The 26,213-nt window shown below is 58.8% G+C and carries 32 protein-coding genes and 1 other RNA gene; 15 read left to right on the forward strand and 18 right to left on the reverse strand.

The window, feature by feature from the left end:
• Window positions 1–296: 296 nt before the first annotated feature.
• The 7 genes from B30_RS14515 to B30_RS14540 all read right to left on the reverse strand — a co-directional run bounded on the left by B30_RS14515 (window position 297) and on the right by B30_RS14540 (window position 5,514).
• Window positions 297–1,034, reverse strand: a complete 738-nt coding sequence (locus tag B30_RS14515) for a hypothetical protein (protein WP_009572870.1) — start codon at window positions 1,032–1,034, stop codon at window positions 297–299.
• A 150-nt stretch (window positions 1,035–1,184) separates the two neighbouring features.
• Window positions 1,185–1,587: RNase P RNA component class A (rnpB, locus tag B30_RS21495), an RNA gene on the reverse strand.
• Window positions 1,588–1,600: 13 nt separating this feature from the next.
• On the reverse strand, window positions 1,601–2,224 hold the full coding sequence (locus B30_RS14520; protein ID WP_051130640.1) for an N-acetylmuramoyl-L-alanine amidase: 624 nt from the start codon (window positions 2,222–2,224) through the stop codon (window positions 1,601–1,603).
• A 76-nt stretch (window positions 2,225–2,300) separates the two neighbouring features.
• On the reverse strand, window positions 2,301–2,990 hold the full coding sequence (locus B30_RS14525; RefSeq protein WP_009572872.1) for a hypothetical protein: 690 nt from the start codon (window positions 2,988–2,990) through the stop codon (window positions 2,301–2,303).
• 39 nt (window positions 2,991–3,029) lie between these two features.
• The gene (gene gatA, locus B30_RS14530; RefSeq protein WP_009572873.1) at window positions 3,030–4,517 is read right to left on the reverse strand and encodes an Asp-tRNA(Asn)/Glu-tRNA(Gln) amidotransferase subunit GatA; all 1,488 of its coding nucleotides are present in this window, start codon (window positions 4,515–4,517) and stop codon (window positions 3,030–3,032) included.
• Window positions 4,517–4,804 (reverse strand): Asp-tRNA(Asn)/Glu-tRNA(Gln) amidotransferase subunit GatC, encoded by a 288-nt coding sequence (gene gatC, locus B30_RS14535; protein ID WP_009572874.1) that lies wholly within the window; start codon window positions 4,802–4,804, stop codon window positions 4,517–4,519. Before gatC ends, gatA begins: the two co-directional genes overlap by 1 nt.
• A 68-nt stretch (window positions 4,805–4,872) precedes the next feature.
• Window positions 4,873–5,514 carry a ceramidase domain-containing protein gene (locus tag B30_RS14540; RefSeq protein WP_009572875.1) on the reverse strand — a complete coding sequence of 214 codons (642 nt, stop codon included), beginning with the start codon at window positions 5,512–5,514 and terminating at the stop codon, window positions 4,873–4,875.
• A 67-nt stretch (window positions 5,515–5,581) separates the two neighbouring features.
• Between B30_RS14540 and B30_RS14545 the strand changes: the two genes are divergently transcribed.
• Complete coding sequence (locus B30_RS14545; RefSeq protein WP_009572876.1) at window positions 5,582–6,301, forward strand: metal-dependent hydrolase; 720 nt, start codon at window positions 5,582–5,584, stop codon at window positions 6,299–6,301.
• A gap of 6 nt (window positions 6,302–6,307) precedes the next feature.
• On the opposite strand, the gene B30_RS14550 is transcribed toward B30_RS14545, so the two are convergent.
• The 6 genes from B30_RS14550 to B30_RS14575 form a co-directional block, all read right to left on the reverse strand.
• Complete coding sequence (locus B30_RS14550; protein ID WP_009572877.1) at window positions 6,308–6,556, reverse strand: hypothetical protein; 249 nt, start codon at window positions 6,554–6,556, stop codon at window positions 6,308–6,310.
• A gap of 148 nt (window positions 6,557–6,704) precedes the next feature.
• Complete coding sequence (locus B30_RS14555) at window positions 6,705–7,118, reverse strand: periplasmic heavy metal sensor (RefSeq protein WP_009572878.1); 414 nt, start codon at window positions 7,116–7,118, stop codon at window positions 6,705–6,707.
• Window positions 7,118–7,450: a hypothetical protein gene (locus B30_RS14560; protein WP_009572879.1), complete on the reverse strand. Its 333-nt coding sequence runs from the start codon at window positions 7,448–7,450 to the stop codon at window positions 7,118–7,120. Before B30_RS14560 ends, B30_RS14555 begins: the two co-directional genes overlap by 1 nt.
• Window positions 7,450–8,064 carry an RNA polymerase sigma factor gene (locus tag B30_RS14565; protein ID WP_157789819.1) on the reverse strand — a complete coding sequence of 205 codons (615 nt, stop codon included), beginning with the start codon at window positions 8,062–8,064 and terminating at the stop codon, window positions 7,450–7,452. The genes B30_RS14560 and B30_RS14565 overlap by 1 nt, the downstream gene beginning before the upstream one ends.
• An 87-nt stretch (window positions 8,065–8,151) precedes the next feature.
• The gene (locus tag B30_RS14570; protein ID WP_009572881.1) at window positions 8,152–8,457 is read right to left on the reverse strand and encodes a hypothetical protein; all 306 of its coding nucleotides are present in this window, start codon (window positions 8,455–8,457) and stop codon (window positions 8,152–8,154) included.
• Between the two features lie 239 nt (window positions 8,458–8,696).
• Window positions 8,697–9,146 carry a nucleoside deaminase gene (locus B30_RS14575; protein WP_040402586.1) on the reverse strand — a complete coding sequence of 150 codons (450 nt, stop codon included), beginning with the start codon at window positions 9,144–9,146 and terminating at the stop codon, window positions 8,697–8,699.
• Between the two features lie 188 nt (window positions 9,147–9,334).
• Here B30_RS14575 and B30_RS14580 point away from each other — a divergent pair, with 188 nt between their 5' ends.
• From B30_RS14580 to B30_RS14610, 7 genes are all read left to right on the forward strand, one after another.
• Window positions 9,335–9,958, forward strand: a complete 624-nt coding sequence (locus B30_RS14580; RefSeq protein ID WP_009572883.1) for an OmpW/AlkL family protein — start codon at window positions 9,335–9,337, stop codon at window positions 9,956–9,958.
• Between the two features lie 182 nt (window positions 9,959–10,140).
• Window positions 10,141–11,628: a pseudouridine synthase gene (locus B30_RS14585; protein WP_009572884.1), complete on the forward strand. Its 1,488-nt coding sequence runs from the start codon at window positions 10,141–10,143 to the stop codon at window positions 11,626–11,628.
• A gap of 199 nt (window positions 11,629–11,827) precedes the next feature.
• Complete coding sequence (locus B30_RS14590; protein ID WP_009572885.1) at window positions 11,828–12,733, forward strand: 5-bromo-4-chloroindolyl phosphate hydrolysis family protein; 906 nt, start codon at window positions 11,828–11,830, stop codon at window positions 12,731–12,733.
• A 36-nt stretch (window positions 12,734–12,769) separates the two neighbouring features.
• Window positions 12,770–13,951 carry a toxic anion resistance protein gene (locus tag B30_RS14595; RefSeq protein ID WP_009572886.1) on the forward strand — a complete coding sequence of 394 codons (1,182 nt, stop codon included), beginning with the start codon at window positions 12,770–12,772 and terminating at the stop codon, window positions 13,949–13,951.
• Window positions 13,951–14,916 carry a DUF2927 domain-containing protein gene (locus B30_RS14600; protein WP_009572887.1) on the forward strand — a complete coding sequence of 322 codons (966 nt, stop codon included), beginning with the start codon at window positions 13,951–13,953 and terminating at the stop codon, window positions 14,914–14,916. The genes B30_RS14595 and B30_RS14600 overlap by 1 nt, the downstream gene beginning before the upstream one ends.
• A gap of 18 nt (window positions 14,917–14,934) precedes the next feature.
• On the forward strand, window positions 14,935–16,047 hold the full coding sequence (locus B30_RS14605) for an SPFH domain-containing protein (protein ID WP_009572888.1): 1,113 nt from the start codon (window positions 14,935–14,937) through the stop codon (window positions 16,045–16,047).
• Between the two features lie 5 nt (window positions 16,048–16,052).
• The gene (locus tag B30_RS14610; RefSeq protein WP_009572889.1) at window positions 16,053–16,436 is read left to right on the forward strand and encodes a hypothetical protein; all 384 of its coding nucleotides are present in this window, start codon (window positions 16,053–16,055) and stop codon (window positions 16,434–16,436) included.
• 23 nt (window positions 16,437–16,459) lie between these two features.
• On the opposite strand, the gene B30_RS14615 is transcribed toward B30_RS14610, so the two are convergent.
• Entirely contained in the window at window positions 16,460–16,843 is a 384-nt protein-coding gene (locus tag B30_RS14615; RefSeq protein ID WP_157789820.1) for a CZB domain-containing protein, read from the reverse strand.
• An 80-nt stretch (window positions 16,844–16,923) separates the two neighbouring features.
• Here B30_RS14615 and B30_RS14620 point away from each other — a divergent pair, with 80 nt between their 5' ends.
• The 7 genes from B30_RS14620 (at window position 16,924) to tsaD (ending at window position 22,254) form a co-directional block, all read left to right on the forward strand.
• Window positions 16,924–18,048 carry a zinc ribbon domain-containing protein gene (locus tag B30_RS14620; protein WP_009572891.1) on the forward strand — a complete coding sequence of 375 codons (1,125 nt, stop codon included), beginning with the start codon at window positions 16,924–16,926 and terminating at the stop codon, window positions 18,046–18,048.
• Window positions 18,049–18,118: 70 nt separating this feature from the next.
• Window positions 18,119–19,039: a carbohydrate kinase family protein gene (locus B30_RS14625; RefSeq protein ID WP_009572892.1), complete on the forward strand. Its 921-nt coding sequence runs from the start codon at window positions 18,119–18,121 to the stop codon at window positions 19,037–19,039.
• Window positions 19,036–19,476: a D-aminoacyl-tRNA deacylase gene (dtd, locus tag B30_RS14630; protein WP_009572893.1), complete on the forward strand. Its 441-nt coding sequence runs from the start codon at window positions 19,036–19,038 to the stop codon at window positions 19,474–19,476. Before B30_RS14625 ends, dtd begins: the two co-directional genes overlap by 4 nt.
• A gap of 117 nt (window positions 19,477–19,593) precedes the next feature.
• Window positions 19,594–20,061 (forward strand): tRNA (adenosine(37)-N6)-threonylcarbamoyltransferase complex ATPase subunit type 1 TsaE, encoded by a 468-nt coding sequence (gene tsaE, locus B30_RS14635; RefSeq protein ID WP_157789821.1) that lies wholly within the window; start codon window positions 19,594–19,596, stop codon window positions 20,059–20,061.
• Window positions 20,058–20,666 carry a peptidase M22 glycoprotease gene (locus B30_RS21490; RefSeq protein ID WP_009572895.1) on the forward strand — a complete coding sequence of 203 codons (609 nt, stop codon included), beginning with the start codon at window positions 20,058–20,060 and terminating at the stop codon, window positions 20,664–20,666. The genes tsaE and B30_RS21490 overlap by 4 nt, the downstream gene beginning before the upstream one ends.
• Window positions 20,663–21,265 carry an L-threonylcarbamoyladenylate synthase gene (locus B30_RS14645; RefSeq protein ID WP_009572896.1) on the forward strand — a complete coding sequence of 201 codons (603 nt, stop codon included), beginning with the start codon at window positions 20,663–20,665 and terminating at the stop codon, window positions 21,263–21,265. Before B30_RS21490 ends, B30_RS14645 begins: the two co-directional genes overlap by 4 nt.
• Complete coding sequence (tsaD, locus tag B30_RS14650) at window positions 21,262–22,254, forward strand: tRNA (adenosine(37)-N6)-threonylcarbamoyltransferase complex transferase subunit TsaD (RefSeq protein WP_009572897.1); 993 nt, start codon at window positions 21,262–21,264, stop codon at window positions 22,252–22,254. Before B30_RS14645 ends, tsaD begins: the two co-directional genes overlap by 4 nt.
• Here the strand turns inward: tsaD and B30_RS14655 are convergent.
• Genes B30_RS14655 through B30_RS14670 form a run of 4 tightly spaced genes read right to left on the reverse strand, consistent with a single transcriptional unit; the run spans window position 22,251 to window position 26,189 of the window.
• Window positions 22,251–22,982, reverse strand: coding sequence for a proteasome-type protease (locus B30_RS14655; RefSeq protein ID WP_009572898.1), 732 nt, complete (start codon window positions 22,980–22,982; stop codon window positions 22,251–22,253). The two genes, tsaD and B30_RS14655, sit on opposite strands and share 4 nt — an antisense overlap.
• 17 nt (window positions 22,983–22,999) lie before the next feature.
• The gene (locus tag B30_RS14660) at window positions 23,000–23,800 is read right to left on the reverse strand and encodes a transglutaminase family protein (protein ID WP_009572899.1); all 801 of its coding nucleotides are present in this window, start codon (window positions 23,798–23,800) and stop codon (window positions 23,000–23,002) included.
• Between the two features lie 6 nt (window positions 23,801–23,806).
• The gene (locus B30_RS14665) at window positions 23,807–24,748 is read right to left on the reverse strand and encodes an alpha-E domain-containing protein (RefSeq protein ID WP_009572900.1); all 942 of its coding nucleotides are present in this window, start codon (window positions 24,746–24,748) and stop codon (window positions 23,807–23,809) included.
• Between the two features lie 16 nt (window positions 24,749–24,764).
• Complete coding sequence (locus B30_RS14670; protein ID WP_009572901.1) at window positions 24,765–26,189, reverse strand: circularly permuted type 2 ATP-grasp protein; 1,425 nt, start codon at window positions 26,187–26,189, stop codon at window positions 24,765–24,767.
• Between the last annotated feature and the right edge of the window lie 24 nt (window positions 26,190–26,213).

Genomic DNA, 26,213 nt, shown 5'->3' on the forward strand with positions numbered 1-26,213 from the left:
CAACGGGGAGAATGCCGCCATCTCCCTCAACAACTGGAGTTTTGCGCGTTAAGACCCAGTGGGCAGCACTCGCACAGGAGGGCGTTGGTCTATTTGGAAATCAGTTTCTAAAGTGTTTTGCTATCATGTAATCTTAAATTTAAGATCATAATCCCGCCGCCTTATCTCATCTGCTCGGGGAATGTCGGACCTTCGCAACAGCTTGCACGGAGTTCAACTCAGCGGGACGAAGCTGCCGTTCTTCATTTCCACACCGATGGCCGCTTTTGATTTCTGACTAACGCGTCTGTCCGCGGTCATGGCAACTCTGTTGGCCCGTGAAAATGCTCTATTCGTTGTAGACGATTATTCTCAAAGAAGAGGCTGACGCGACTGTAATACGGAGTGACAAAGCTGCTGTACCACACAAGATGATGAAGCCCGGTGAATCTCCAACCAGAAGTGTCGCGCACGAAATCAGAGTAGGAAGAATCGACGAGCCTTCGCTCGTAGGATTGCGTGTCGAAGGTGTCCGCGCGGGCTACGTGGGTCGAGACATATGCCTTCAGCCCGGTTTCGTTGCCAGCTATCCGCTTATAGACGTCGTTTCGAGACATGCCGATGGTGATTTGATCTTGAAAAGCCAACATGGCGGCATCGATTTCGTCATATCTGGGGTTCGGATTTGACCACGTTTTGGGTTCGAAAATCGGCCAAGACCGGTCCAGAGTATCGTCGACAAACTCCAAGCGCATAGGTACCCCGAATGCTTGGCCAAACCACACGACAATACTGTCGTCTTCCGAGAAGTTGCGCTGAAGTTCAGCCATATCCGGGGCTTCAAGCAGCGTATCGTGGAACGGACGCGGCTCTGGGGGCCACATGCCAAGTCGCTCGAGAGTAGCTGCTGACTGCGACTTATCTTCGCCAATTGTGAAAGGACCGTATGAGCCTTCTGAAACCACTTTTGTACCGCCGAGGGCAAAGAGCACGAGCAAGATGAAAACGGTTATAGTCACCGCAAATATACTAAGAAGAACCTTGCCAATGCTCATTCCAACTGACCTTCTTTCTGTGCGGTTTAATCGCCCTGATAGCCGACATTTCTACACAACGCAGCATCAGCTACGATGGGCTCGTTCCTGCCTTTAGCTGCGTTGAGCGCCAATGTCGGCTATGACCCATTTAAAATGGATGAAAGAAATATACGCGGACGGCCTATAAGCCGGATTCTGTCTCAGCGGGCGGACCCGCCGTGGATAACCATTCCTCTAGGCCTGCTGTTACCAACAGGCTCAAGCTGCCAACCCGGACGTCTCGGGCTCAAGCATCCCTGCGGGCGGTATGCAAAGCACACAGTCCCCGCGCGACGTCCCTATTTGGCATTGCTCCCGGTGGGGCTTGCCGTGCCGGTTCTGTTGCCAGTCCCGCGGTGGGCTCTTACCCCACCGTTTCACCATGACCCCCGTATGAGAGGGCTGTCTGTTCTCTGTGGCGCTGTCCCTAGGGTTGCCCCCGCCGGGCGTTACCCGGCACCGTTGCTTGATGGAGTCCGGACTTTCCTCGCGCCAGGGATCGCCCCCAGCCCGCGATTATCCAGCCATCCGCGTATCTGAGCGACTTAGGCGAGCCAGTCGTCCGGGTCAACGGGAAAGCGTGTCGCCAGATCATGCGCCATGGCCATATCTATGGCATCAAGGGGGCCGTGATGATTGGGACGAAAGCGGGCGCGAAAGGCCGGCAACAGCGCCTCGATCGGGGCGTCTGGATAGCCAAACGCCGCGAGACCTTGCAAAAACTCATCCTCACGGGCCTCAAAATCCAGCGTAACCTGTGGCCAGACCGACAGGCCGCCAAGCGCCAATCTGCGCCAATCAAAACGTGGGCCGGGGTCGATTTTGCGCGAGGGTGCCATGTCGGAATGGGCAATGACCCGTTCGGGCGCCATGAACCAACGCTCGATGATGTCGGTCAAAAGCCGCTCCAACGCATCCATTTGATCCGCGGCAAAGGGGACAGTGCCGGGGTTGGCCAGTTCGATCCCGATGGAATGAGAATTCACATCCGTGACGCGGCCCCATTGCCCCGCCCCCGCGTGCCAAGCCCGGTTTTCTTCATCAACGAGGCGCAAAATTACGCCCCGTCCATCAATCAGGTAATGGGCGGAGACCTCGTGATCCGGGCAACAGAGCCGCTCCAACGCGGCATCGGCGGAGGTCATGGCGGTGTAATGCAACACCACCATATCCGGGCGCACACCGCCGCGCCGTTCGCCAAAATTGGGCGACGGATGATCAACGATATTTAGCACATCAGACAAGTCAGCGGGCGCTGGCGGCCAAACGGAACGGCGCAGGGTCCCAGCTACAGGCAAAGCCATCGCCATCGGGATCAAGCCCTTTGGCGTTGCGTTCCGGCCCGCCACTGTTGAGGAAATCTTCCTGTGCCAGATCGGGCGACGGGTATTTGGCACAGGCGCGCGCCGCACGGGTCTGCGCGCCGGGGATCAGCCGCGAATACAGCGCTTCACCGACGCGATTGGTGGTCGACAAGGCGAACTCAACAATTGTGGCCGCATCCTTGGTTGGGCGGGTCGGCACGGCAGTCGGCTGAATGGTCACATAGGAATCTTTGTTGGCCGCGACGCGGGCGGCGTCTTCTTCGATCGACCGCTCGGAGGCAACCGCATCGAAATTGTTTTCCGAAGAAATCCCGATGGCGTTGGTCACCGCTTTGGGCGCGGGACCCACAGGTGCGGCGGTGTTTTCCGCCGCATCAATCGCTGCGGTGGCTTCCGCCGAAATCGCCTGAGTGTCGAGACCTGTGGTTGCGTTCGTGCTCACGCCCGCGTTTTGACCCCGCCCATCGCCATTGGCAATCAACTCGGCCTCACGTTGGGCCTGATAATCCGCATAGGAGCCAAAGCCCACGCCGGAGCCGCTGTCCGGCACGGGGGTTTCGCAAGCCGCAAGGGCAATCAAAGAAATCAAGGCGTAAGAGGCGCGGCGCATGGGCGGCAAGCTCCAAGGATGAGGTCAGTTCGGCGTCCCTTACCACCATTTTTCCGGCTTGGAAACAAAGCCCGCAGCCGTCTCAAGCGAATGGGCGATATTCAGCAGATCACCCTCTTCCCACGGGCGCCCGATGAGTTGCAGCCCCAACGGCAGCCCCTTGGCCGACAGCCCCGCAGGCACCGAAACCCCCGGCAGACCCGCCAGGTTAACGGTCACGGTGAAGACGTCATTGAGATACATCTGGATCGGATCGCTGTCCGACATTTCACCCAGACCAAAGGCCGCCGACGGTGTCGCGGGGGTCAGGATCGCATCAATGCCGGCCGCAAACACGTCCTCGAAATCCTTTTTGATCAAGGTGCGGACTTTGCGGGCGCGGTTGTAATAGGCGTCATAGAACCCAGCCGAGAGCACATAGGTGCCGACCATCACCCGGCGCTGAACCTCGTGACCAAAACCTTCGGCACGGGTCTTTTCATACATGTCGTCGATGCCGTCACCCGCCGCCAATTTGGCGCGGTGGCCATAACGCACCCCATCATAGCGCGCGAGGTTGGACGAGGCTTCAGCGGGCGCGATCACATAATAGGCGGGCAGCGCGTATTTGGTGTGGGGCAGCGAAATCTCGACGACCTCAGCCCCCGCCGCGCGCAGCATGTCTGCACCGTCGTCCCAGAGTTTGGAGATCTCTTCAGGCATCCCCTCCATGCGGTATTCTTTCGGGATACCGATTTTCTTGCCCTTGATGTCGCCGGTCAGCATGGCCTCAAAATTCGGCACGGCCAGATCGGCGGAGGTGCTGTCTTTCGCATCATGGCCGCACATGGCTTCCAACATGATCGCCGCATCGCGGGTGGTTTTGGTCATCGGCCCAGCCTGGTCCAAGGAGGAGGCAAAAGCCACCACGCCCCAACGTGAACAGCGCCCGTAGGTCGGTTTGATCCCGACAATGCCGGTGAAAGCCGCCGGTTGGCGGATCGACCCGCCGGTGTCTGTGCCGGTTGCGGCCAAACACAGGTCCGCCGCCACAGCCGCCGCAGAGCCACCAGAGGAGCCGCCCGGCGTAAGCTGGGTGTCCTCATTGCCACGGCGCCACGGGTTGACCGCATTGCCGTACACAGAGGTTTCATTCGACGACCCCATGGCGAATTCGTCCATGTTGAGCTTGCCCAACATCACCGCACCCGCGTCAAACAGCTTGGTGGTGATGGTGCTCTCATATTCGGGTTTGAAGCCTTCCAGGATGCGCGACCCGGCTTGGGTGTCGACGCCTTTGGTGGCAAAGAGGTCTTTGATCCCGATCGGCAGGCCACACATCGCAGGGGCCTCGCCGGACGCGATCCGGGCATCGGCCGCTTTGGCCTGTTCCATCGCGATTTCGGGCGTGTTGTGCACAAAGGCGTTGAGCGCGCCGGAGGCGGCAATCGCGGACAAACAGGTTTCGGTCACCTCAACCGAGGTAAAATCGCCTTTGCGCAGACCGTCACGGGCCTCGGACAGGGTGAGTTTATTGAGATCAGACATTATTCCACCACCTTCGGAACCGCAAAAAAGCCTTCGCGCGCATCGGGCGCGTTTTTCAGGATGCTCGCCTGCATATTGCCATCGGTGACCTCATCGACCCGGCGCTTGAGGCGCTGCGGCGTGACCGAGGTCATCGGCTCGACGCCCTCGACATCCACTTCGGAGAGTTGCTCGATAAAGCCAAGCACAGCGTTGAACTCTTCGGCCAGTGCGGGAAGTGCGTCTTCCTCGACCCGGATACGGGCGAGTTTGGCGACCCGGCGTGCGGTGTCGATGTCAATGGACATGGTTGGGCTCCGTCTATTCTGTTGGCACAGGGCTTTTGACATGGCTTTATCGCGCAGGCGCGCGGCCTTCAAGCCTCCTTCACCCCTATATGGTTGGCGTAGACCGCGATCATATGCGCCAGAACCACGGCATTGAGCAGATGCCAGAGGAAATGCGTGCCCATCGGCCAGAGGGCGCAGATCGGATCATCCAACATGCGACAGCCGATGGAGAGGCACAACAGCCCCGCCCCCACCGCCAAGCCGCGCGCGGTTTTGCGGGCTTTGTCCTTTAGAAGATAAGCGTAGATGAAGATCAACATCGGCACGGGCGCATAGGCCGAGGACGATCCAAGCCCGAGCTTGGCAAACAGTAGCATAGTCGCAGCGGCAAAGGGGAAAAACAACAGGGTCACGAGCACGCTTTTCCACCGCTCTAGCCCAAAGAAATCCCGCGTGGCCGCGAAAATATACAGCAGAATAAAACCCAGGATCGGTGCGGTGTCGGCCAGTGCCCCCCAGCGTGTCGCGGTGGTGTGAAAGGCAAAGGACCCAACCCCGATCAACATCAGGACCACCGTCATCGCCCGCGCCAAGGGGACATCACGGGTGCGTGGCCAGACGTAAAGCGCCGCCAGCACAAAGGCCAAATTGGTCAGCGCATTGACGGGCTCTGACCAAAATGTGAAATCCACCCGCTCACAATAGCCATCGAATTGCTCTGTCCACATGTGATTTTTCCTGCTCCTGTGCTAGCTTTTTCTGAGCTACGTTTGAGGACTATATAGGAGAGGGCGCATGAAAATCACTTGGCTTGGACATTCCGGTTTTCGCATCGAAATCGCGGATCAGGTTTTGCTCATTGATCCGTGGCTTGCGGGCAATCCCTCCTTCCCAGAGGAGCGCGCGGCGGAGGCCACCACAGGGGCCACGGCGATCTTTCTCACCCACGGCCATGGCGATCACGCCTCGACCACCCTGCCCGTGGCACGCGACACGGATGCGATGATCTATTGCATCCATGAACTGTCGCTCATTCTGGGAGCCGAAGGCGCGCAGGTCACGGGCTTTGGCAAGGGCGGCACGATCACCTTGGGTGAAGGCACCTTGGGCGAAGGCGACGCGGCGGTGCGGGTCACGATGGTGAACGCGGTGCATTCTTCCTCAATTGATTTCAAAGACGGCGCACCGCGATATGCGGGCGACCCGGCGGGCTTTATGATCTCGGGCGAAGGCCACACGATCTATGTCTCTGGCGACACCGATCTCATGGCCGATATGGCGTGGTTTGCCGATCTGCATCAGCCCGACATCGGCATTCTCTGCGCTGGGGGCCATTACACGATGGACATGACCCGCGCCGCCTATGCCTGTCAAAAATTCTTTGATTTCAAAACGGTGATCCCGTGCCACTGGGGCACATTCCCGCTTTTGGCACAGAGCTGTGATCCGCTGGTCTACGCTCTGGACGAGGGCGTGGTCCAAGTCCCAGAGGTGCTTGTCGCCATCGAGATTTAATGGCGGCTACGCCCCGAGCACCAGATAGCGCCCAATGCCGTAAACGTAAAATGCGGCAAACAGGATGTTGATCCATTTCAACTGCCGCTCGGAATGCAACCATCCCATCGCCAGCCAAATAAGGCAAAACGGCAACGACAGAAACAGGTTCAGCGGATACCAGTTTTGCACGATGGCAATCGTCGAGGCGACGCCCAGCAGCAGGGCAAGGTTTTTCAGATGCCGTTCATGGCGCAACAGGGTGGTTTCGATCATCAGGCACTCGCGCAGAGACCCGCAAGGGCCAACCCATGCGGATGGCCCCGAAAACGGGCGTGATTTCAAGGATTTGGGATGGCGCAGGGGCCAAACCCCCGCGTGCCCTGCCTACCCGATCCCCGCGCCAAAGACAAGAGGGCGCACCTCAACCCTCAGAGGCGCGCTCTTCCATCACCCCAAGCACCACGCCCTGGGTGAGATCGAGTACCGCGTCCAATTTGACCCGAAACGCCGCCATCGCAGCCTCTGTCGCCGCGCGATCAAACGGCTCTGTGGTGCTGGTGGCTATCACCTCTGCGCGGGCGGCCATTGCGGCCTGAAGCGCGGGGCCAAGCGTGTCGCTGTGCGCCATGATGTCTTTGCGCAAGGCTTTGCGAATGTCGGGCGGATAGGAGGCCGTGCGCATATCCATATCGCCCAACACCGCCACTCTGAGTTGATGCGCCCGCAGCACGGCTCCGATGACCACGGCATTGCCCAAAAGTGAAACGCACAAGATCGCGATCAAACTCACCCGCCCCCAAGCGATCCGTCGTTTTTGCAACACAGCCTGTGACATCAAAATCCTCCAAGCAGGGCCAAGGGATCGCCCAGTGTGAGCAGCGTCAAAAGCCCGTCACCCGCAATCCAAGTTGAGCCCAAATAGCCAAACACACCGCCGATGAGCAAAAGCCCGAGGAACCCGGCGCCCCAAGGCAAGGGTTCGGACAGGACCGCCCCCAAAGGCGCAGAGGCCGAGGTGCTGTTTTTTGCCAATTGGCTTAGAACCGCGCGCGACAGAATGGCGGTGTCTGCATCGCCGGGGGTGGAGAGCAGCGCGCCCAACTGGCGATCAAACTCCCCGTCTGACATGTCACTCCCGTCCTGTTTCACCGTCTGTCGATCCGTCATCATCCATCCTCCAAATCCATGTGCGCCCGTAATGCCGCACGCGCGCGTATGAGCAATTGCTCGGTTGCCCCCGCGCTGGTGCCCAGCGCTTCGGCAATTTCCACGGTGCTCAATGCACCAGCCACCTTGAGCAAAATCGCCTGACGTTGCCGCGCGGGCAACGCCTTGATCGCGGCATGGGCCAGAGCCAGCCTTTGCCGCCCGTCCAATTGCGCCTCGACGCCGGGCATCTCATCTTCAAACTCCGGTGCCGCGTCCAGACCAACAAAACGACGAAACCCGCAGCGTCGGTTGTGGTCAATGCACAGGTTGACCGTGATGCGATACAACCAGGATGACACGGCCCCCTTGTCGGGATCATAGCTGTGCGCCCGTGTCCACACCCGCAAAAACACCTCCTGTGCCACAACTTCGGCCTCTGACCTGACGCTCAACATTTGTGCGGCATAGCGACGGATGCCCGTACCATAGAGCGCAATCAACCGGGCCAACCCCGCGCGTTCGCCCCGGGCCATTGCGGCCATGGCCGCCTTTGCATCTGCCCGCAGTTGGGCTTGGTCTTCGGGGCCCTTTGAAACGGGTCCAGCTTGTTGGGGGCCGGTCTTCTGGGTCACTCGCACGTCATCATATACACACCGCTTATCCGGCTCTCTGTTCACAGTTTAGCGCCCCACCCCACGCGGGCGGGCTGAGACAAGGCCTTAGCGCGTGATCAAAAGCGTGCGGGTGCGCGTGTTGCTTTCGCCACTCGGTCCGGTCCCGGTCACTGTGGTGGTCGAACCGCCCTGTTCCACCGTGCGCTGACGGTTGCGTGAGACAGTTTGCCCCCCTGCGGTGGTCCCTGTGGTCATGGTGTCGCAAATGACCATTTGCCCGTCCACCATACAGCTGCGGTTCTTGGTCATGGTACCGCCCTTTCCGGTGGTCACGGTGACATTTTGGGCAAATCCGGGGGCAGCCAAGGTCAAAGGCAGCATCAAAGCGAGGGCATAGGTGAAAGGCTTCATGGTGATTTCCTTTTGAGTGTTAAAAATGAGCAGAATGCGACTGTCGGTTCCGTCTTCTGACCGAACCTTGGGCCTTGGCCATAAAATCAGCGACGCGTGCCAATTCTTTTGCATTCAGCAGGCCAAGAGATAATAAGGTCGCATCTGTCTCTCCTTTGAGAACGTCGATACCCTTATTACGGCACCCAACCGGTGCTCCTACGCCAGACACAGATTTTTTGAGATGGGGCGGGCGCGGTTTAACGCCGGGAGGCAAAAAACGCCTTGAGCATGGCTTCGGCCCGATCGGCCGCGATGCCGTCATAGACCTCGGGGGCGTGGTGGCATTGGGCGTGCGAAAACACCCGCGCGCCATGGGCGACACCGCCGGATTTCGGGTCTTCTGCGCCGTAATACAACCGTGCAATCCGCGCGTTTGACATCGCTGCCGCGCACATTGGGCAAGGTTCCAACGTCACATAAAGATCATAGCCCGGAAGACGCTCTTGGCCCAGCTTGGCGCAGGCGGCGCGGATGGCAACGATCTCGGCATGGGCCGTCGGATCATTGTCGGCGCGGGTTTGGTTGCCACCGCGCCCGACGATCTCGCCCTGCGGCGACACCACGACCGCACCCACAGGCACCTCGCCGCGGGCCTCGGCCAAAGCCGCCTCGATGAACGCATCATCCATATAAGAACGAAAAGTCATGGCCTTTCCTGACGTGGAATCGCGCCCAAGGCAAGGCGCGCTTCGCAAGAGTGACTTGTTGGGCCACACACGCCCCCTCCTCCGACAGATTGACGCAGCCCCCGTCTATTTGATGCAAATCAAAGCTCTTGCCCCGGCCGAGGCAGAGCGTCCGTCACACGCGCGACGTTACGACATTAGGACACACCATGAAAACGACGACACTTTTTGCCACCGCCCTCGCCCTCACCCTCGCCGGACTGTCCGGCGCAACCGCGCAAGAGGCGGGGACCATGTCTCTGGGCTTCGGCCTTGGCGGCGTGATGCCAAAATCAGACAATGGCACCATTTTGGGCGGGGCCAATACGCTTGATATTGGGGACAGCGTCCGCCCGACCCTTACATTTGAGTATTTCGTCGCCAATAACATTGGCATCGAAGTGCTCGGCGCCGTACCTTTCATGCATGACATTGATGCCTCCGGCTTGGGTCGCATTGGCTCGACCAAACACCTGCCGCCCGTCATCTCAGTGCAGTACCACTTCAACGGTGGCGAACAGTTCTCGCCCTTTGTCGGCGTTGGCCTCAACTACACTGCGTTTTTCGATGAAACTGCCAAAGGCGCAATCGCAGGCCATGATTTGGACCTCAGCGATTCTTGGGGCGTCGCGCTTCATGCGGGTTTTGACTACAAAATGAGCGATCACGGCGCGTTCCGGACCGATGTGCGCTGGATTGACATCGACAGCGATGTCAAACTCGATGGTGCAAAAATTGGCAAAGCCGAAATCGACCCTTGGGTCATCGGGATGTCCTACGTTTACTCGTTCTAAGAGGCCCTCTCATTCAAGAGATTGGATGGGGCCTCACACCCCATCCATGATGGTCCGGCCTGCACGTGCCCCCGTGCGGGCCGGTTTTTATATCAAAGGCCCCAGAAAACCGCGCAATCCAAGCAAGGCTCTTTTAAACGGGGCTATGTCAGAGTATGAGCGGCCCAAAGAGAGGCCTTTTCATGACCGACGACACGCCCAAAGACACACCTAAAAAACCGTCCAAACCCAGCGGCTACAAAAGCCACGCCAAACCGCATTCCAAACCTGGATCGGATCATTCTGTTGGCGCAGACAAGCCCCATCCGGGCGACCGCATCGCCAAAGTGCTCTCGCGCGCGGGCATTTCCTCGCGCCGCGAAGCCGAAGACTTGATCAACGAGGGCCGCGTCACAGTCAATGGCCGCAAAGTGGTCTCCCCCGCGCTCAACGTCATGCCGAAAGACCGCATTTATGTCGACGGCAAGGAAGTGGGCGAACCCGAACCGCCGCGCGTGTGGCTTTATCACAAGCCTTTGGGCCTTGTGACCACGGCCAAGGACGAAAAAGGCCGCGAAACGGTGTTTGACAAATTGCCGGTGGAAATGCCGCGGGTGATGTCTGTCGGTCGTTTGGATATCAACTCTGAAGGCCTACTTTTGTTGACCAACGATGGCGAGGTCAAACGCAAACTTGAGCTGCCCGACACCGGCTGGCTGCGCAAATACCGGGTGCGGGTCAAAGGCACCGCCTCTGAGGCGACATTGGACAGGCTGCGCAATGGCATCACCATTGACGGCGAGGACTTTCAGGGCATGGAAGTCACCTTTGATCGGCAACAGGGCGCCAATGCCTGGCTGACCGTCGGTCTGCGTGAGGGCAAAAACCGCGAAATTCGCCGTGCGATGGAACATATCGGACTGGTGGTGAACCGCCTGATCCGGCTGTCTTATGGTCCGTTCCGTCTTGGCACCTTGCAACCCGGTCAGGTCGAAGAGGTCCGCGCCCGTGTGCTGCGTGATCAGTTGGGCATGGATCTTGAGGTTGGCGATGGCGGGTTTTCCAAACGCGGCGCACCACAAGGCGCGAAACGGACAGTGTCGCGTGACGGCAAGCCCGGCGGTCCGCGCACCGAAACCAAAGGCCGCAATGACGCGCGTGGAGGTTCTGGCGGCGGTGATCGCCGCGTGGACGGCAAAGCGTCATTCAAGCCGCTTGGAGACAAACCGGCCTATGGCGACCGTGATGATCGTTCCGGTGGCAAACCGGGCGGCAAACCGAGCGGTTTCAAACGCCGCGATGATGCGGGTGGGGATCGTCCCTTTGGCGGCAAACCGCGCGGCGAAGGCGGCTTTAAATCCCGCGATGATCGTGACGGTAAGCCGGGTGGCAAACCCGGCGGCTTCAAACGTCGCGACGATGCGGGTGGCGGGCGGCCCGAGGGTGGGTTCAAGAAACGTGAGGGTGACTTTAAGGGCGAGTCCCGTGGCGATCGCGATGGCAAACCCGCAGGTCGGCCCTTTGGCAAACCGGGTGGAAAGCCAGGCGGCAAACCGGGCGGTTTCAAATCCGCAGGTTTCAAAAGCCACGGTGGCGGCGCGGAGGGCAAACCCCGCTCCTCCGGGTTCAAATCCCACGCAACCAAGCCCGGTGGCAAGCCGGGCGGGAAACCGCCGAGAGGCAAGACCTAACAAAAGAACATCGGGGAAAGGGGGGCAGATGCTCCCCTTAACTCTTTCGCAGCGCGCAATTTCTTCCTATATCTGGACCTGAACACTGCGTTTGATCGAAAGGGTGGCCATGAGCGACAGTCCGTTTTCAAAACTGGCCTATTATCTTTTGGTCGCGCTGACCTTTTACGTCACGATCAAAGCGCAGGGAATGTGATCCATGGCCCAACGGTATGGTTCGACCTATTCACCCGATGGCAGCCCGAAACCTCCGGCGAAACCGGAGGGCGCGGGCACACCCCCGCCCCCGCAACACCGCCCTTTTGATGGCAAACGTCCGTCCCGCGTCGGCGCGCGCTCAAACCTATTGTTCTACGCGGGTCTGCCCTTGTCGTGGAAAGCATTTTCCGCCGAACCCATTGTTATGGCAGGCTATTTAGCGGCCCTGGGATGTCTTGTGGGGGCGGCGTTTTTGACCCGTGAAGGGTTGAAGGCCGAAGAATCCTATGAGGCGCGCAAAATCTCGCGTCGCCCCGCGATCCCGCGCAAAATCTTTGGCTCTGTCTTGACCGGCGTCGGGCTTGGCCTTGTCGGCTGGTTCGGCTGGGGCCCTGTCGAGACGGTGATTTTTGCCAGTCTCGGCACCGTGCTGCACAGCCTCGCCTTTGGTTTTGATCCTTTGAAAAACAAAGGCATGGATGACATTGACACGTTTCAACAAGACCGGGTGTCCAAAGCGATTGACGAGGCGGAAGCGCATTTGAACGCCATGCGTGAAGCGTTGTCGCGGTCGGGCGACCGCGCCGCCGAAACCCGCCTTGACGCCTTTATCAAAACCGCCCGCGATATGTTTCGCACTGTCGAGGAAGACCCGCGCGACTTGACCGCTGCGCGCAAATATCTTGGGGTTTATTTGCTGGGCGCGCGCGATGCGACGATCAAATATGCTGACCTTTGGGCGCGCACCAAAAACGCTGAGGCGCGTCAAGATTGGTTCGCGCTGCTTGATGATCTCGAACAAAATTTCACCGCGCGCAATGAGGCGTTACTTTTGGGTAGCAAAACTGATCTTGATATCGAGATTGAGGTCCTGCGTGACCGTCTTGCCCGCGAAGGCATCAAATAAGTAAACTTTTCAAGTTCTTAACTGGGGAACCGTTCCATGTCCGACACCACCCGCCAAAAGGCCGAAGCCGCATTGAAAGACGTCGAAGCCGTTACCGCCGTTGTCCTCGCAGAGCCAAAGGGCGAGTTGATCGACCCGGTGGCTTTGGCAAACACACCTTTGAGCGCGGAAATCGAGCGTGCGAAATCCGAGATCAACATGGGGGACACCAATTCGATCGTCCGCTTTGGCTCGGGGGCGCAGGCTGAATTGCAAGTGATCTCACAAGCGATGCTGGAAGATGTGCGCAACAAGGATGTGGGGCCTGCGGGCGACTCTTTGCGCTCCATCGTCACCACCATTCGCGGGTTTTCCGTGTCCGAACTCGATGTGCGCCGCAAACGCAGCTGGTGGGAAAGACTGTTGGGCCGCGCCGCACCGATGGCAAAATTCATCGCCCGCTACGAGACCATTCAAACCCAGATCGACAAGATCACCGACAATCTTTTGACGCATGAGCACAAGCTGCTCAAAGACATCAAATCGCTCGATATGCTTTATGATAAGACGCTGAATTTCTATGATGAATTGGCGATTTACATTGCGGCGGGCGAATTGAAGATCAAGGAATTGGACGAGAGCGACATCGCCGCTCTGGCCGCCGCCGTCGATGCCGCGCCTGAGCAGGACCAAGTGATCAAAGCGCAGGAATTGCGCGATCTGCGCGCGGCGCGCGACGATTTGGAACGCCGGGTGCATGATCTGAAACTGACTCGCCAAGTGACGATGCAGTCTCTGCCCTCAATCCGCTTGGTGCAGGAAAACGACAAATCCCTGGTCACCAAGATCAACTCCACGCTGGTCAACACCGTGCCGCTTTGGGAAACCCAATTGGCCCAAGCCGTGACCATTCAGCGCTCGACCGAGGCCGCGAAAGACATCAAAGCCGCGACGGATCTGACCAACGAGTTGTTGACCGCGAATGCTAAAAACCTGCGCGAGGGCAACAAAATCGTGCGCACCGAAATGGAACGCGGCGTGTTTGACATCGAGGCCGTGAAAACCGCCAATGCCGAATTGATCGCCACCATTGAGGAAAGCCTTCAGATCGCCGACGAGGGCAAACGCAAGCGCGCCGAGGCCGAGGTCGAACTCAAAACCATGGAAGCCAATCTGCGCGACACTCTGGCCTCCGCCAAAGCCACCGGCAACGCCGCCGGGCCATCGGTGCGTTCCTGATGCGTCCCTTGGGTCGGGCAAGATTGACAGTCCTCGGCGCGAGTGCAGGGCTCGCGCTGTCGGCCTGTGTGCCCGGTCCAAGCACACCGCCCATCGCGCGCCCGCCCAGCCACGCATCGCAACCCGTTTTGCGTCCAGACAGCACCAGCGTCACCCCGCGCAGCACCGAAAGCCGTTTGCTTCAGACCTATTTCGCACGGGTTCAGGCCGATCTTTTGGCCAATGACCTGTTGCGCACGGACGGGGGCGGGCCGGATACGCCCTTTTCCGCGCGCCAGCTTGCGGTGAATTTTGACGCCATCGCGCTCAATGACGAATACACCTCGGTCGGTGGGCAGTTTATCGCCAAAACCACGCCCTCTGATCTGCATCGCTGGGATGTGCCCGTGCGGCTCGGCATTGAATTCGGCTCCTCTGTGCCGGTGGAACAGCGTCAAAAGGACCGCGCGACGATTGAAAGTTTTGCCGGGCAACTGGCTCGTGCCTCGGGCCATGCGATCAGCGTGTCCTCCCGCCCGAACTTCAATATTCTGGTGCTCAACGAAGACGAACGCCGCGCCATTGGCCCGCGTCTGAGCCAGCTCATTCCGGGCATCGGCGCGAACGCGATCCGCTCTGTCATCGACATGCCGCGCTCGACCTATTGCTTGGTGATCGCCTCTGATCCCGCCAATGACGGCGCGTATCGCAAGGCGGTGGCGATCATCCGCGCCGAGAACCCGGACCTGTTGCGCCGCTCGTGTTTCCACGAGGAAATCGCTCAGGGCCTGGGACTGGCCAATGACAGCCCGCGCGCACGGCCGTCGATTTTCAACGACGACGAAGAGTTTGCGTTGCTGACCCGCCATGACGAACTTTTGCTACGGATGCTCTATGATCCGCGTCTGGCGCCCGGCATGAGACCCGAAGTTGCCCGCCCGATCTCTGTCGTGATTGCACGCGAATTGATGGGCGAGGATATTTGACGACCATAGGAGGCCCCGATGGGTATTTTCGATTTTCTCTCTGGCGAATTCATTGACGTCATCCATTGGACGGATGACACCCGTGACACGATGGTGTGGCGGTTTGAACGCGAAGCGCATGAAATCAAATACGGGGCCAAATTGACCGTGCGCGAAGGTCAGGCGGCAGTGTTTGTGCATGAGGGGCAGCTGGCGGATGTGTTTTCGCCGGGACTTTATATGTTGGAAACCAACAACATGCCGATCCTCACCACGTTGAACCATTGGGATCACGGGTTTAAATCGCCGTTCAAATCCGAGGTCTATTTCGTCAATACTACGCGGTTTTCCGACCTCAAATGGGGCACGAAAAACCCGATCATCTGCCGCGACCCGGAATTCGGTCCGGTGCGCATCCGCGCCTATGGCACCTACACGGTCAAAGTCTCTGATCCGGCGCTGTTTTTAACCGAAATCGTCGGCACAGACGGCGAATTCACCATGGATGAAATCTCGTTCCAAATCCGCAACATCATCGTTCAGGCCTTTAGCCGCATCGTCGCAAGCTCTGGCATCCCGGTGTTGGACATGGCAGCAAACACGGCAGATATGGGCAAACTGGTCGCCAGCGAGATCACCAAAGTGGTGTCTGAATACGGCCTGATCATTCCGGAATTTTACATTGAAAACATCAGCTTGCCCGAAGCGGTCGAGGCCGCGATGGACAAGCGCACCTCGATGGGCATCGTGGGCAACCTCGATGGCTATATGAAATTCAACGCCGCCGAAGCCATGGGCGCGGAGAATTCGGCGATGGCGTCTTCGATGGGGGCGGGCATGGGCGCCGGTATGGGGATGGCGATGGCCGCACAAACAGGACCATGGGGCGCGCGTCCCGCCACCACCGCCGCACCTGCCGCTCAAACCCCACCCCCGCCGCCAGTCGAACATGTCTGGCACATCGCCGAGAATGGCGAAACAACCGGCCCGTTTTCCAAGGCGGAAATGGGGCAGATGGCCGCAAAGGGGACACTCAAACGCAGCTCTTACGTCTGGACCCCCGGTCAGGATGGGTGGTTGCAGGCCGAAGATGTGCGCGAATTGGCACAGCTTTTCACCATCGCGCCGCCGCCGCCCCCGCCGGGTGCGTAACGCTCATGCCTCTTGCCCCTCGGGTGCATCGGTCGCCGGATTGCGACCGGTCCGCCACAAATGCCAAAGTGACCGAGATCGCCCTCGCCCTTATGGGTGTGGTCGAAGTGGATCATGGGGTGTTTTCTGAGACGGCCAGTTGGGATCAAACCGCGACGCCCTGTGTGCTTGGGCGCGATGCAATCACGGCGCACCTGCTGAATAAGGTGCCGCCGCAAAGCATTTCGATTGATCAGGTCGTCTGCCATGGCAAAGCGGGCACCGTTTCCGGGCGTTTGACCAGAGACGGGATTGGGACCATGGTATTTTGCCATGTCATCCGCTTCACCGACTCGTCTTGCCGCCAAGTCGGGCAGGCCGTGAGTTTTGAACACCGTGACGCCGCATGAAACAGCATCGCAGCCTTGTCGCACTAGGAAAACCTGCGGAAATCTTCGCGCCAATCGTTGAGATTGATGATCAACGAATGGGTCATCCGTTTGAAATGGGGCGCTTCATAGCCTGTGCGCGCCGAGGCGCGATCGCCATTTTCAACATGAACTGCAATTTTACCCGCCTCGACATGAAACTGCGTGTGCATCGCTTTGATCATGTTGAATTTCTTCATCGCCGGGTCATTGGCAGAGGGCGACAGTCCAGCCAGCCATTTGCCAAAATCGCATTGATCGTCACAGGAGATGTCCTGTGATGTTTTTTCGAGTTTACCGTGATCAATACACTCCGAAAACGTTCGCGTCCAAGACGCATGAGCGCAAATGGCATCACGCACATGGGTGTCTTCATTCCTCTTTTGCAAGACCCGTCTCCACATTCATCAACGCGCGTTGTGCTGTGTCGAAGCATGGGCTCTGCGCCCTTAACACCGGGTAAACATGCATGAACTCAGAGAAATTTTCTGACCAAAGCACACAGGAGCATCGCTTTCCCTGTTCTGCCTGCGGGGCGGATTTACGATTTGACCCGGAGGCCAAGCTGCTCAAATGCGACCATTGCGGCGCGGATCAACCGCTTGATAAAGGTGATGCCCCGCCCCCGCGAGAGTTAGATTTTCGCGCTGCGTTGAACGCGACCCTGCCGGATCAGGCGATGGAAGAGACCCGCGTTTCAACCTGTCCCAATTGCGGAGCGGAGGTGGAATTTGACGCCGACATCCATGCCACTGAATGCCCGTTTTGCGCCACGCCCGTGGTCACGGACACAGGCGTGCACCGCCAGATCAAACCGCATGGCCTCCTGCCCTTTGCCCTCACCGAGGCGCACGCGCGCAGCGCGATGACAGATTGGCTTGGTCGCTTGTGGTTTGCCCCAAATGGGCTCAAGGATTATGCCCGCAAGGGGCGGCAATTGTCGGGGATGTACCTGCCCTATTGGACCTTTGATGCGCAAACGGCGACGCAATACCGGGGTGAGCGCGGCGATGACTATTACACCACACGCACGATCACCCGCGATGGCAAAACCCAAACCATCCGCGAACGCCACACCCGCTGGCGGGCCAAATCCGGCCGCGTGTCGCGGTTTTTTGACGATGTGCTGGTGTTGGCCACACAGGCTTTGCCGACGCGGTTCACCGATGGGCTTGCGCCGTGGGATCTGTCCGAATTGGAACCCTATGTGCCGGATTATTTGGCCGGGTTTCGCGCCTCGGCCTATACCGTTCCGCTCGAAGAGGGATATGAGAGCGCGCGCGACTACATGGACCGGGTGATTGTCCGTGATGTGAAATTTGACATCGGCGGGGATCGGCAAAGGGTGCATGACCTCCAGACGGCGGTGTCGGAGGTGACGTTCAAACATATCCTTTTGCCGGTGTGGATGGCGGCCTATAAATACCGGGGTAAGACCTATCGCTTTGTTGTCAATGGCCGCACCGGAAAGGTCCAGGGCGAACGGCCCTATTCGGCATGGAAAATCGCCTTGGCGGTGATCGCGGGGCTGATCGTTGCGGCGGGCGTGGGCTATGTGGTGGCGATGAATCAGCAGGGCACAGGCGGGTTTTGAGCCTTTTTTCTTGCACAGATAGCGCTAACACCCCTAAAACGACGCAACCCCCTTTCTAGGAGACAGGCCCATGATCCTTTGCGCAGGCGAAGCCCTCATCGACATGCTGCCCCGCACCACAACGCTGGGCGAAGACGCCTATGCGCCCTACCCCGGCGGCGCTGTGTTTAACACCGCCATCGCTTTGGGGCGGCTTGGCGCGAATGTGGGCTTTTTCAGTGGCTTCTCAGAGGATTTCTTTGGCGATCTGTTGAAACAAAGCCTTGCTCAAAGCCATGTGGATGGCAGTCTATCCCTCACCGTGGATCGCCCCTGTACCGTGGCCTTTGTCAAATTGGTCAATGGTCACGCCACCTATGCGTTTTATGACGAAAACACCGCCGGGCGGATGTTGACCGAGGCCGACCTCCCTCCCCTCCCCGACACGATTGAAGCGGTGTTTTGTGGTGGGATTTCTTTGCCGGTCGAACCCTGCGGCGCGGCCTATGAGAGGTTGTTTGTTGAGGCCTCCAAAACCCGCGTCACCATGATCGATCCGAACATTCGGCCCGGATTTATCCGTGATGAGGCCCGTTATCGTGCACGAATCGAACATATGCTGACCCATGCCGATATTGTCAAAGTCTCGGACGAGGACCTGTTGTGGCTGATGGGCGACGGTGAGATTGAGGCCCATATCGAACTGCTTTTGACCAAGGGGCCAAAGCTTGTCTGCCTGACCATGGGCGGGGATGGGGTCAAGGGCTATACCGCCGGGCATGTCACCCATGTGGCCGCCGAAAAAGTGACGGTTGTGGACACAGTGGGGGCCGGGGACACGTTCAACGCAGGCCTTTTGGCCGGGCTGCAGCGGGCGGGCAAACTGACCAAAGCGCATGTTGCCGATTTGGATGAGGCCACCTTGCGCGCGGCACTTGCCCTTGGGGCCAAGGCCGCCGCCGTAACCGTCAGCCGCGCCGGGGCCAATCCACCATGGGCGCATGACCTATGAGAGCGCTGGTTCAACGCATTTCTGAAGCCGCCGTGCGAGTCGATGGTGCGGTGGTTGGGCACTCCGGGCCGGGGCTTTTGGTTTTGGTCTGTGCGATGCGCGGCGACACCGAAGCGCAGGCCGAAAAACTGGCCGCCAAGATTTCAAAACTGCGCATTTTTCAAGATGATGCAGGCAAAATGAACCTGTCTGTCCGTGACATCCAAGGCAGTGCGCTTGTGGTCAGCCAATTTACACTCGCCGCCGAGACAAAAGGCAATCGTCCGGGGTTTTCCACCGCTGCTGCACCGGACGTTGGGAACGCGCTCTATGAACATTTCACCAATGCTCTGCGTCAGACCGGTGTCCCCTGTGAGACCGGAATTTTTGGTGCAGATATGAAGGTGAGCCTGATCAATGACGGTCCGATTACGATTTGGCTCGACACGGATCAGTGATTGGGTCGTTCTGAACGGACCGCGCTACCGATGGACCCGGTGATTGACACCATGGACCTTTGGCCCGATTTGCCCTAAATCGCGCAGGACGTTTTCAAAGACCGGACAGACCCCGTGGTGCGCAAAGTGACATTGATTGCGAAAGACGAAGCCGCGACCGCGCGCGTTGCTGCGGCGCTGGCCCCGTTGTTGCACCCGAGCGATGTGATTTTGCTGGATGGCAGTTTAGCGGCGGGAAAGACGTTTTTCACCCGCGCCTTGGTCCGCGCCCTTGGCTCAGACGAGGCGGTGACCAGCCCGACCTACACCATCGCCAATATCTATGAGACGCCGAAGGGCACGGTATTGCATGTCGATGCCTATCGCCTGAAAAACGCGCAAGAGTTCTATCACCTTGGACTGGAAGACTATTTTGACACAGGCATCGCCGTGATCGAATGGGGCGAACGGATAGCGGAAAGCTATGACACTGCCCTGTCCATCCGCCTTGGTTTTGGCGAGGATGACACGGCGCGGGTGTTGTCCATCTCCGCCTCTGCCCCGCGATGGGACACGGTTTTAGACGCATTGGAGACGCTGGCATGAGCAAGGTGACATTGCTTATTCAGGCCTCAAACGGCGTGCCGGTCTTGGCGCTGGCCCGTGATGGCGCGATCCGGTTTGACAGTTCAGAGGTCGAGAGCCTTGCGGGATCGCGCGAGTATCGCCTGATGTTGGAAACCGGGCTTACTGAGATCGGGGCGACGTTGAAAGAGATCACCCGCATCGGCTGTGACATCGGTCCCGGCGGGCTTGGCGTGACGCGCACGGCGGCGGCTTTTGCCAATGGGTTGGGCTTTACCCTTGGGATTCCGGTCGTTGCTCTGCCCGCTTTTGCACTGCTGGGGGCGGAGGCGTTCGACGGTCATACCCCGGTCGCCCTGCTGCGCCGTGCGGGTCGGCCCTATGTGCATTTCGGAATTTTCCGTGATGGCACACTTATACATTACGAACATTGTTTGGAAGAAGACGCCCTTAAACAGCTCGAAAACTTGGACAAATACAACCTTGCGGGCAATATCCCTGTTGAGGGCACCGCGCCGCCAAAAACCAACACCGCAAAGATGGCGACCCTTCTGAGCCTTGTCGATGCCGCCCCAAAACCCGCCGCAAACGCCCGCGCCTATCCGATTGTCGAGGTGCTGTCATGACAGATCAGGTGCGAGAGATTGCGCAATGCCTTAGCCATGGCGGCGTTGTGCTTTTGCCGACCGACACAGTGCTTGGGCTGGCGGTATCGCCGCAACATACGGCGGCGATTGATCGGCTTTATCGGCTCAAACACCGCCCACGTGACAAGAACCTGCCGATCATGGTTGCGAATGCGGATCAGATTGGGACTCTCGGCGCACGGATCACGCCAAGCGCGCAGACCCTGCTCTCAAGCCCTTTTGTGCCGGGCGCATTGACCATCGTCTTTGGTCTTGATCCGGCGCGCGCCCCCGAATGGCTTGCCGGGCGCGACGAGATCGCTTTGCGCATCCCCAATGACGCGTGGCTCTTGGCAGTGTTGCGCGAAACCGGTCCGCTTTTGGTCACCTCGGCCAACCGATCCGGGGCACAGACACCGGGCACGGCTGATGAGGCTGCAGCGCAGTTGAACGGCACGCCGGATTTGATCGTGGCGGGCACAGGGCACCAAGCCACACCCTCTACCATCGTCAATTGCCGCGTCACCCCGGCCCGGATCGAACGGCTTGGCGCGGTGTCTGAGGCAGACATCGCCACGATTATAGAGGGACTCTCATGAGCGGATTGATCCTTGGCATCGAGACCTCCTGTGATGACACATCGGTGGCGCTTGTTGATCGTTCGGGCCATGTGGCCGCAATCAAAACCGTGTCGCAATATGAAGTGCATGAGGCCTTTGGCGGGGTCTATCCCGAATTGGCCTCGCGGGCGCATCTTGAGGCTATTTTACCGACAATTCAGTCGGTTATGGATGAGGCCTCCGCAACACCGAAAGACCTCACGGCCATTGGCGTGACCCGTGGGCCGGGATTGATCGGCTCGCTTTTGGTCGGGCTGTCCACCTCTGAGGCGCTGTCCTTGGGATGGGGCGTGCCGGCATATGGCGTCAACCATTTGCGTGGGCATATCCGCTCGGTTGAGTTGGAAGACGGCCAAACCGAATTCCCCGCCGTGATCATGTTGGTCTCGGGCGGGCACACGTTGATCGCGGACTTAAAAGACCCGTGGTCTTATCGGCTTTTGGGGACGACACGCGACGATTCCGTTGGTGAAAGCTATGACAAAGTGGCGCGAATGTTGGGGCTTGGGATGCCGGGCGGTCCGGCGATTGACCGGGCGGCGACATTGGGCAGACCGGTGTTGCGCCTCCCCAGACCGATGAAAAATGAGGGCTATGAGTTCTCGTTTTCCGGCCTGAAATCTTCGGTCGCGCGCCATATTGAAAACCACCCAGAGGTTAGTCTTGAGGACATGTCGGCGTCTTTTGTCGCCGCCTGTCTCGACGTCTTGGTGGCCAAGGCGGACCGGGCGCTGGCGGAGTGCAAACCGCGCTCTTTGGTGATTGTCGGTGGTGTCTCCGCCTCGCCGCAATTGCGCGACGCGATGGCTCAGGTGGCCGGGCGACACGGGGTGAACCTGTGCCTGCCGCCGGTGAAATGGGCGACAGACAATGCGGCGATGATCGCCATGGCGACATGGGATTATATCGAGCGCGGCGTCCAACCCGCTCTGTTCCCGAAACCCAATCTCAGCCTCGAGACGCCTTAAAAGGTAAAGCCCGGAAGACTGTCCATCGCGGTCTTCAACGCCTCGCCCCACCTCGATGAAATCGTTTGGAAATACTCGTCATCGGCGGTGATGCGGCGTTGGTGTGTGACTTTATAGGTATCGGTTTCGATCACTTGCAAATCGAACGGCAGGCCAACCGAGAGGTTGGCTTTCACCGTGCTGTCAAAGGAAACCAGCGTCAATTTGACCGCATCTTCAAAGGACATAGCCGGATCATAAGCACGCACCAAAATCGGTTTGCCGTATTTGGTTTCACCGATTTGGAAAAACGGCGTCTCATCCCCCGCCTCGATGAAATTGCCCTCGGGATAGATCAAAAACAGGCGTGGCGGGTTGCCTTTGATTTGACCGCCCAAAAGCACGGTGGCGTTGAACGTGCTCGACGCACGTTGGCCTTCGTCGGCATGGGTGGTGATCAGATCCTTGAGGGTCTGGGCCACGATCCGCGCCACCTGGAACATCGAAGGGGCGGCCAGGATCGAAGGTTCGCGCTCTTCCGGCGCTTTGGTACGCTCGTCGAGCAGGGAAACCAAAGCCTGTGTCGTTGCCAGATTGCCCGCCGTCATCAGCGTCAAAACGCGTTCGCCGGGGGCTTCCCATGTGAACATCTTTTTGAAGGTGGAAATGTTATCGACGCCTGCATTGGTGCGGGTGTCCGACATCATCACAAGGCCCTTATCGAGCATCATGCCGACGCAATAGGTCATCTGTCCCTCCGGGAACTTTATTGTTGCTGGGCAACTTCAATGGCGACCGAAAGAGTCTCTCCCGCCCCGCCGTATCGTGTGCCAGTTACAGGGGCCGCCCCCTGATAGTCCAGCCCTGTTGCAACACGGACATAACGTGTGTCCGGGCAAATCTGATTGGACACATCAAATCCGACCCAGCCCAGACCATCGACATGCGCCTCGGCCCAGGCATGGGTGGCGTCCTGTTCGATGCGATCATCCATCATCAGATAACCGGAGACATAGCGCGCCGGAAATCCCATTTCGCGCGCCGCCGCGATAAAGATATGAGCGTGGTCCTGGCACACACCTTTGCCTTCGGCAATCGCATCTTCGGCGCGGGTCTCGGATTGCGAGGTGCCGACCTCATAGGCCACGACCTCGCTGATCACCCGCGAGAGATCGTGCAGCTTGCCGACCGAGCTCTCGCCCTCCACCTGTTTGATCAACGCGCGCACGCCGGGCCCCGGTTTGGTCAGCGGCGTGACGGTTTCAAACAGCCACAGTGGCGCAGGCCCGCGATGCGCGCCAATGATACCTGTGGTGTCGGAGACCTCGACCTCACCCTCGGAGCGCACGGTGACTTCGGTGACGTCCTTATCAAAAGAAATCAGCTCGACCGCATTGTTCATATGATCATGATATTCGAGTTCCTTTTTGGCCCCAGACAGGGTGGTGGTCCAGCGGATTACCTCCTGACCATGGCCGGATTTTGGCGTTTTGCGCAACTGTTGCAGCCCGTAAGCCACAGGATCGGCAAAGGAATATCGGGTGGTGTGGCGGATCGTCAGGCGCATAGGTCCTCACTCATAAAAGCGATAGTCTTGTTCGATTTGGCCACCAAGCTGGCGCAAACTCGTCAAGACGTTTTGAATATACTCATGCAGCCCGTATTCAAAGACCGCGTCGATATCATGCGCATTGAACCGATTGACCAGCGCCTCAGCCAAGTCCATCGAGGGAAATTTGGCACCATAATCTGACCCAAGATAGGCCAGATTGTCATAGATTTTTGACACGCAGAAATTCAGCGAACGCGGCATACGTTTGTCGAGCACAAGGAACTGCGCAATGTCGCGGGCGTTGACTTGCGAGCCGTACGCCATGCGAAACCCGCCCCGCGCCGAGACCGAGCGCAGGATGGTTTCCCAATGCACATTGTCGATCGAGGAGCCGACCGAAAAATTCGACGGCAAAAGCACATAGTATTTCACGTCCAAAATCCGCGCTGTGGCATCCGCACGTTCGATAAACGTGCCGATGCGGGCGAAATCATAAATGTCATTGCGCAGCATCGTGCCATGGGTCGCGCCACGCACCAAGGCGGTGCGTTGACGAATGAGGCCCAGCACGGCCGGAAGGTCGCGTTCGGAGACTTTGCGTTTCAACGCCTCGCGGGTGGCCATGTAACAGCCGTTCAAGGCCTCCCAGACCTCGCCGGTCAGGGCCGTGCGCACGAGGCGGGCGTTTTGGCGCGCCTCCGAGATGGTCGAGAGCACCGAGGACGGATTGTCCCGAGAGCGCAGCATCCAATCAATCGCGCTGTCTTTGCTGGTCTCATCGTAATGGGCGTCATAGCCCTCAATAACGCCCGCCGATTGCATCACCGAGGTCCATTCATCATCGGCATCGCCCAAACGGGTCAGGCCAATGCGCTGCCCCGTATCGACAAGACGTGAGGTGTTTTCGGCCCGCTCCAGATAGCGAAACATCCAGTAGAGGCCATTTGCGGTTTTCCCAAGCATATCTGTCCCCTACCCTTTAATCTTCAAGCACCCAAGTGTCTTTGGTGCCCCCACCTTGGGATGAGTTCACCACCAAGGAGCCTTTTTGCAGCGCCACACGGGTCAAGCCGCCGGGCGTGATGTTGACCCCCTCGGGCGAGCAGAGCACATAGGGCCGCAGATCGACGTGGCGCGGGGCAAGCCCTGCCTTGGTAAAGATCGGCACAGTCGAGAGGGCCAGCGTCGGCTGGGCGATATAATTCGAGGGGCGCGAGGTCAATTTGGCGCGGAAGGCTTCGATCTCTTTCTTGCTTGAGGTCGGTCCGATCAACATGCCGTAGCCACCAGATCCATGCACCTCTTTGACCACCAGTTCAGAGAGGTTGTCGAGCACATAGGCCAGACTGTCTGGCTCGGAACAGCGCCATGTCGGCACGTTTTCCAAAATCGCTTTCTCGCCAGTATAGAACTCAACTATCTCCGGCATATAGCTATAGATCGCTTTGTCATCGGCGATGCCAGTGCCCGGCGCGTTGGCGATGGTGATGCCGCCCGCGCGGTAGACATCCATGATGCCTGGCACACCCAGAGCCGACTCCGGGTTAAAGTTCAGCGGATCGAGGAAATCGTCGTCAATCCGGCGGTAGAGCACATCAATCGGTTGATAGCCGCGGGTGGTGCGCATGGCGACACGCCCGTCGACAACCCGAAGATCATGACCCTCAACCAATTCCACGCCCATTTGATCGGCCAAAAACGCGTGTTCAAAATAGGCGGAGTTGTAAATCCCCGGCGTCAAGACGGCCACGGTTGGCGGCCCATCACAGGCGGGCGGCGCACAGGCGGCCAGCGAACGGCGCAGGTCCGACGGGTAGTTTTGCACCGGCTGCACGCGGTTCTTGGAAAACAGTTCAGGGAACATTTGCAGCATCGTCTCGCGGTTCTCCAACATGTAGGAGACGCCGGAGGGGGTGCGGGCATTGTCTTCGAGGACATAGAACTGATCGTCGCCGGTGCGCACAAGGTCGGTGCCCACAATATGAGTATAGATGCCCCCCGGCGGACACATCCCCATCATATGCGGTAAAAACGCCTCGTTGCGGGTGATCATCTCAAGAGGGATACGGCCCGCTTTGATGATTTCCTGCCGATTATAGATGTCGTGAAGAAAGGCGTTGATCGCACGGACCCGCTGTTCGATCCCCTTGGACAGCTTTTGCCATTCACGCCCGGAGATCACCCTCGGGATGATGTCGAACGGGATCAACCGCTCTTCGGCCTCCGAGCGTCCGTAGACGTTAAAGGTGATGCCCGTGAGCCGGAAGACCTCTTCCGCCTCGCGTTGTTTTGCCCGGAGCCGTTTGAGGTCTTCGCCTTCAAACCAGCTTTGAAATCCTGCGTAAGGATCGCGCAGGGTCTCATTGCGGCCCCACATTTCGTCAAAGATTTTTGTGTCGCTCATGCTCAGAATTTAGAGGGTCGGTTG

Origin of the sequence: Celeribacter baekdonensis B30 (genome assembly GCF_000299875.1) — a bacterium.
In the GTDB taxonomy this organism is placed as follows: Bacteria; Pseudomonadota; Alphaproteobacteria; order Rhodobacterales; family Rhodobacteraceae; genus Celeribacter; species Celeribacter baekdonensis_A.

What these genes read in the sequence shown, in the direction of transcription:
- tsaD (WP_009572897.1), top strand. Translation starts at nt 21,262, where the DNA reads ATGAGCGGATTGATCCTTGGCATCGAGACCTCCTGTGATGACACATCG.
- B30_RS14610 (WP_009572889.1), top strand. Translation starts at nt 16,053, where the DNA reads ATGCCTCTTGCCCCTCGGGTGCATCGGTCGCCGGATTGCGACCGGTCC.
- B30_RS14540 (WP_009572875.1), bottom strand. Translation starts at nt 5,514, where the DNA reads ATGTGGACAGAGCAATTCGATGGCTATTGTGAGCGGGTGGATTTCACA.
- B30_RS14670 (WP_009572901.1), bottom strand. Translation starts at nt 26,189, where the DNA reads ATGAGCGACACAAAAATCTTTGACGAAATGTGGGGCCGCAATGAGACC.
- B30_RS14660 (WP_009572899.1), bottom strand. Translation starts at nt 23,800, where the DNA reads ATGCGCCTGACGATCCGCCACACCACCCGATATTCCTTTGCCGATCCT.
- B30_RS14520 (WP_051130640.1), bottom strand. Translation starts at nt 2,224, where the DNA reads ATGGTGGTGTTGCATTACACCGCCATGACCTCCGCCGATGCCGCGTTG.
- B30_RS14590 (WP_009572885.1), top strand. Translation starts at nt 11,828, where the DNA reads ATGGCCCAACGGTATGGTTCGACCTATTCACCCGATGGCAGCCCGAAA.
- gatA (WP_009572873.1), bottom strand. Translation starts at nt 4,517, where the DNA reads ATGTCTGATCTCAATAAACTCACCCTGTCCGAGGCCCGTGACGGTCTG.
- B30_RS14665 (WP_009572900.1), bottom strand. Translation starts at nt 24,748, where the DNA reads ATGCTTGGGAAAACCGCAAATGGCCTCTACTGGATGTTTCGCTATCTG.
- B30_RS14605 (WP_009572888.1), top strand. Translation starts at nt 14,935, where the DNA reads ATGGGTATTTTCGATTTTCTCTCTGGCGAATTCATTGACGTCATCCAT.
- B30_RS14585 (WP_009572884.1), top strand. Translation starts at nt 10,141, where the DNA reads ATGACCGACGACACGCCCAAAGACACACCTAAAAAACCGTCCAAACCC.
- B30_RS14570 (WP_009572881.1), bottom strand. Translation starts at nt 8,457, where the DNA reads ATGAAGCCTTTCACCTATGCCCTCGCTTTGATGCTGCCTTTGACCTTG.
- dtd (WP_009572893.1), top strand. Translation starts at nt 19,036, where the DNA reads ATGAGAGCGCTGGTTCAACGCATTTCTGAAGCCGCCGTGCGAGTCGAT.
- B30_RS14620 (WP_009572891.1), top strand. Translation starts at nt 16,924, where the DNA reads ATGAACTCAGAGAAATTTTCTGACCAAAGCACACAGGAGCATCGCTTT.
- B30_RS14515 (WP_009572870.1), bottom strand. Translation starts at nt 1,034, where the DNA reads ATGAGCATTGGCAAGGTTCTTCTTAGTATATTTGCGGTGACTATAACC.
- B30_RS14560 (WP_009572879.1), bottom strand. Translation starts at nt 7,450, where the DNA reads ATGACGGATCGACAGACGGTGAAACAGGACGGGAGTGACATGTCAGAC.
- B30_RS14545 (WP_009572876.1), top strand. Translation starts at nt 5,582, where the DNA reads ATGAAAATCACTTGGCTTGGACATTCCGGTTTTCGCATCGAAATCGCG.
- B30_RS14580 (WP_009572883.1), top strand. Translation starts at nt 9,335, where the DNA reads ATGAAAACGACGACACTTTTTGCCACCGCCCTCGCCCTCACCCTCGCC.
- B30_RS14655 (WP_009572898.1), bottom strand. Translation starts at nt 22,982, where the DNA reads ATGACCTATTGCGTCGGCATGATGCTCGATAAGGGCCTTGTGATGATG.
- B30_RS14595 (WP_009572886.1), top strand. Translation starts at nt 12,770, where the DNA reads ATGTCCGACACCACCCGCCAAAAGGCCGAAGCCGCATTGAAAGACGTC.
- B30_RS14555 (WP_009572878.1), bottom strand. Translation starts at nt 7,118, where the DNA reads ATGTCACAGGCTGTGTTGCAAAAACGACGGATCGCTTGGGGGCGGGTG.
- B30_RS21490 (WP_009572895.1), top strand. Translation starts at nt 20,058, where the DNA reads ATGAGCAAGGTGACATTGCTTATTCAGGCCTCAAACGGCGTGCCGGTC.
- B30_RS14645 (WP_009572896.1), top strand. Translation starts at nt 20,663, where the DNA reads ATGACAGATCAGGTGCGAGAGATTGCGCAATGCCTTAGCCATGGCGGC.
- B30_RS14550 (WP_009572877.1), bottom strand. Translation starts at nt 6,556, where the DNA reads ATGATCGAAACCACCCTGTTGCGCCATGAACGGCATCTGAAAAACCTT.
- B30_RS14525 (WP_009572872.1), bottom strand. Translation starts at nt 2,990, where the DNA reads ATGCGCCGCGCCTCTTACGCCTTGATTTCTTTGATTGCCCTTGCGGCT.
- gatC (WP_009572874.1), bottom strand. Translation starts at nt 4,804, where the DNA reads ATGTCCATTGACATCGACACCGCACGCCGGGTCGCCAAACTCGCCCGT.
- B30_RS14600 (WP_009572887.1), top strand. Translation starts at nt 13,951, where the DNA reads ATGCGTCCCTTGGGTCGGGCAAGATTGACAGTCCTCGGCGCGAGTGCA.
- B30_RS14625 (WP_009572892.1), top strand. Translation starts at nt 18,119, where the DNA reads ATGATCCTTTGCGCAGGCGAAGCCCTCATCGACATGCTGCCCCGCACC.
- B30_RS14575 (WP_040402586.1), bottom strand. Translation starts at nt 9,146, where the DNA reads ATGACTTTTCGTTCTTATATGGATGATGCGTTCATCGAGGCGGCTTTG.